2 protein-coding genes are annotated in these 4,287 nt (G+C 66.1%); one reads left to right on the top strand and one right to left on the bottom strand.

Annotation, left to right across the window (positions count from 1 at the left end):
• Window positions 1-45 precede the first annotated feature (45 nt).
• Complete coding sequence (locus ACFUTU_RS21170; protein WP_377967905.1) at window positions 46-2,205, bottom strand: FG-GAP-like repeat-containing protein; 2,160 nt, start codon at window positions 2,203-2,205, stop codon at window positions 46-48.
• 358 nt (window positions 2,206-2,563) lie between these two features.
• Here ACFUTU_RS21170 and ACFUTU_RS21165 point away from each other — a divergent pair, with 358 nt between their 5' ends.
• The gene (locus ACFUTU_RS21165) at window positions 2,564-4,168 is read left to right on the top strand and encodes a multicopper oxidase family protein (RefSeq protein WP_377967903.1); all 1,605 of its coding nucleotides are present in this window, start codon (window positions 2,564-2,566) and stop codon (window positions 4,166-4,168) included.
• Window positions 4,169-4,287: the final 119 nt, after the last annotated feature.

Below are 4,287 nucleotides of genomic sequence, written 5' to 3'. Positions count from 1 at the left end.
CCCGGGTACCGGTGTACGCGGGCGGTGCCTGACTTCGGGTGGAAATTACAGGATGGCGCTCATGGCATTCCAGCCGCTGCCAACTGGAGCGCTGCCCAGGAAGCTGGTGGCACCGTTGCCCCGGTAGACCCGCAGGGAGCCGGACGAGTCCCGGGCCACCAGGTCAGCCCGCCGGTCCGAGTTGAGGTCACCCGTGCCGATGATGCCGGTCAGGCCGTTCCAGCCGGCGCCGATCTGGGTGCTGCCCAGGAAGCCGTTGCTGCCGTTGCCGCGGTAAAGCCAGAGCCTGCCTGCGGAGTCCCGGGCCGCCAGGTCTGCCCGGCGGTCGGAGTTGAAGTCACCGGTAGCAACAATGGAGTTCAGGCCGTTCCAGCCGCTGCCGATCTGGACCCTGCCCAGGAAACCGGTGGCGCCGTCGCCCTTGTAGAGCCACAGCCTTCCACTTGCGTCGCGGGCGGCCAGGTCGGCCTTCCGGTCGCCGTTGAAATCACCGGTTCCGACGATGCTGTTCAGCGAGTTCCAGCCGGCCCCGATCTTCACCCTGGCCAGGAACGTGCCGTTGCCGGTGCCCCGGTAGAGCCACAGCGTCCCGGCCGAATCCCGGGCCACAACATCGGCCTTGAAGTCCCTGTTGAAGTCACCGGCGCTGACGATGGCCGTCATTGCGTTCCAGCCGCCTCCGACCTGGGTGCGGGGCAGGAAGCTTCCGGCACCGTTGCCGCGGTAGAGCCAGAGGATTCCGCTGGCGTCCCGTGACAGGATGTCCGCCTTGCCGTCAAGGTTGAAGTCCTGCGACTTGATGGGCTGCGCAGTCACCGTCGATCCGATCTGCACCGCACGGCTCTGCACGGGACTGACATTGCCGGCCACATCCGTGGCCCGGACGTGGAAGACGTGTGTTCCGCTTGCCTGTGCGTCCCACGTCTTCGGCGAGGCGCAGGTGGGATCCCACGCAGCGTTGGCTGGCGCCAGCTGGCATTCGAACCGGGCACCCGTGTCAGTGCTCCTGAAGTTCAGGGTCGGTGTGGTGTCCAATGTCGGCGAGGACGGGAACGGGCTCACGATCGACACCGGCGGAGCCACCGTGTCCACCCTGAAGTTGAGCGTGCCGGACGTCAGTCCGCCGGCAACAGCCTGCACAGCGTGGTTGCCGTTGGCCAGCGGGGCCAGCTTCAGGGAGTACGTGGAACCGGTTAGGGTGGCAGCCCGGGGAGCGCCGCCGTCGACACGGATCTGGACGGGGCCCGACGTTCCCGCGGGCAGCGTGCCCGTGATGGTGGGTGCCGCAACATTCGTGATGTTGTCGGCGTTGGAACGGCCGCTGTCACTGGCTGCAGGCAGGTCGGGCGTGTTGGGACCACCAACGGAGTCCGTTGCGAGCAGGCCCTGGACCGTGAAGGTGTTCACGGTGAGGGTGTTGACTCCCGGCCCGCCGGCGTTCGGTCCCACGACGTTCACGAAGTTGTTGCCCGAAGGGGCACCCGTGACGGTGCGTGCCGTGTTGATGTCGCCGAGGGTGCCGGGTGCGGCGCCATCCTGCTTGAGGAAGGTCGCCGTGGTCCCCCTGCCGAAGTCGCCCAGGAAGGCGGCGCCGACGCCGGCCCAGTTGCACGCGGCATCGGGGGTGGGGGCGCAGACGCCCTGGTCGAGGGTTTCGTTGATGACGCCATCAGCATCAGCCGTAAAAGTGTGGACGCCGTACGGGTGGGTGATGGTGTAACTAGCGTTGGCCTGCAGGTTGTCGAGGCGGAACCGGAGCCGGCCGAAGCCCATCTGGTCACCGTCCACCACCGGTCCGTTGGCGTGCGCAGCTTCCAGGGCAGCCTCATACAGGCCCAGGTTTCCGCCGGAGGCTTCGGCGGCGAACCAGAACGCTTCCTCCGGGAAGTTGCCCGGATAGGACACCGGCTGGTCAGGGTTCGGCGGTTCAGCGAGGCAGCCCTGGTTTGCCTGGTAGCAGAGCTGCAGGCGGACCGAGCCGTCCGAGTACCAGGTGGGGAACCCGTTGGCGGGGTCAACCGGCCCCATGCCGGCGGTCGCCGCGTTGGTGGAAACGGCGCCGAGGGGTGACAGTGCAGCGGCGAGCAGCGCGCCGGCAACGGCGGGCGCAAGACGCCCGGCGGTGGAGGAGGGCTTGCGGTGCGCCGGACCGGAGCGCTTGGCTCCATCGGGCACTAAAGGCCTCTTCGCGGAATGCGAGGACATGGTAACTCCTTATTGGACACTCGATTTATGGCCCCCAGTACCTACAAGGCCAAGTCGGGAGATGCGTTCCCAACTGCGTCAACACTGGACGCTGCACCTTGGATAAACGTCGGATAAAGCCGGTGGGGAGCAGTGCATGCACGGCGCCGGTCAGGGGGTTCAAACCCCGCAGCCACCCCGGAAGGTCCGGACTTCGGCGGGAGAAGCCGAATTTGACCATCGATTTGAGGGGGCCCAATTGGGGGTACTCCCTTACAACCCCCACGATTCCCAGCCCGGTCCGGCTTTTTCCAAGTAGCCCGCGACATCCTCGAACCATCCCCATTCGGTCTCATCCCCATCGAAAGGAGGCCCGGCTATGACCGTGTCCAGACGAAATGTCCTGCTACTGGGTGGCCTCGGCGTTGTTGGTGCGGGCGCGCTTTCGCTCCCGCGGGGCCAGGTGGAGGCCAAGTCAGCCAGCCGGCTGAGCAGCGCAGAGATGCCCAAACCATTCCAGTCGGAATTTGTGAAGCCGCCGGTGCTGGCGCCCGACAGAACGGAAGTGGATCCCGCCGACGGCCGGCCCGTGAACTACTACACGGTGACAGAACAGGCGGCCATGGCGTCGATCCTGCCCCGGCTCCAGACCCCGATCCTGGGCTACAACGGCATCTTCCCCGGTCCCACGATCAGCCTCGACCAGGGCACCAAGGCGGTGGTGCGGGTCCGGAACAAGCTCCCGGCAACGCACTCGAATGATGGGCATGTGCTCGCCACGTCCACGCACCTGCACGGTTCCGCCTCGCTGCCCCAGTACGACGGCTACGCCAGCGATGTCACCCATCCGGGCTTCTTCAAGGACTACCACTACCCGAACTTCCAGCCCGCCCGGACGCTTTGGTACCACGACCACGGCGTGCATTTCACGGCGCAGAACGCCTACTCCGGACTGGCTGCCCAGTACCACATGCACGATCCGCTGGAGAGGCAGCTGCTTCCGCAGAATGACTTCGACGTGCCGCTCATCATTTCCGACGCGATGTTCGCCGCGAACGGTGCGCTGGGCTATGACGACAATACCCACTCCGGCCTGTGGGGGGATGTCATCCTGGTCAACGGCAAGCCGTGGCCGGTCATGAAGGTCCAGAAACGGATCTACCGGTTCCGGGTCCTGAACTGCAGCATCTCGCGCTCCCTGCGGCTGACCCTGAGCACGGGGGATCCGCTGATCATCGTGGGCACCGACGGCGGCCTGGTGCCCACGGCGCAGAAGGTGGCCAACTACCGTCACGCAGGGGCTGAGCGCTACGAGGTGCTTATCGACTTCCGCAAGTACAAGACCGGCCAGCGGGTCGAACTGCGCAACCTGTCCAACCCCAACAACGTGGACTACGACTTCACCGGCAAAGTCATGGCCTTCGACGTTACGGACGTGCCGGTCAACACCAGCGATCCGACGTGGAACACGGTTCCCACCCAGCTGGCACCCGGGAACGAGGTCATGGCGCTGTCGGAGAAGCAGGCCACCAAAGTCCGGAAGTTCCGGGTTAAGCGGAGCGACACCACCAACCTGTGGACCATCGACGACGACAGTTGGCAGGACGTCATTGCCAGCGGCTACAAGAAGGCCGCCGCCGAGGTCGACCTGGACGCCGTGGAAGTGTGGGAGATCGAGAACAGGTCCGGCGGCTGGTTCCACCCCGTCCACATCCATCTCGTGGACTTCAAGATCCTGAGCCGCAACGGCAGGGCACCGTTTCCCCAGGAACTCGGCCCCAAGGATGTGGTCTACGTAGGCGAGGGCGAGACGGTCCGCCTGCTCATGGAGTTCGGCCCGCACCGCGGACGCTACATGGTGCACTGCCACAACCTGCCCCACGAGGACCACGACATGATGGTCCAGTTCCGGGTGGGACTGAAGGAAGATGACAATGACCCCAACGACCCCATGACGGCGGCGCTGCCCCAATGGGAAGGCTAGCGGCGCACAGGGCGGAGCCTGGAGCCAGGGCGGAGCCTGGAGCCAGGGCGGAGCCGAACGCCGGGGCAGACCCTGGAACCAGGGCCGCCCCCGGGAACCCTGCCGGCTCTGCCCGGCAG

Origin of the sequence: Arthrobacter sp. NPDC057388 (assembly GCF_042668165.1) — a bacterium.
Taxonomy (GTDB): Bacteria; Actinomycetota; Actinomycetes; order Actinomycetales; family Micrococcaceae; genus Arthrobacter.
This window is presented reverse-complemented; position numbering and strand designations above follow the sequence as displayed.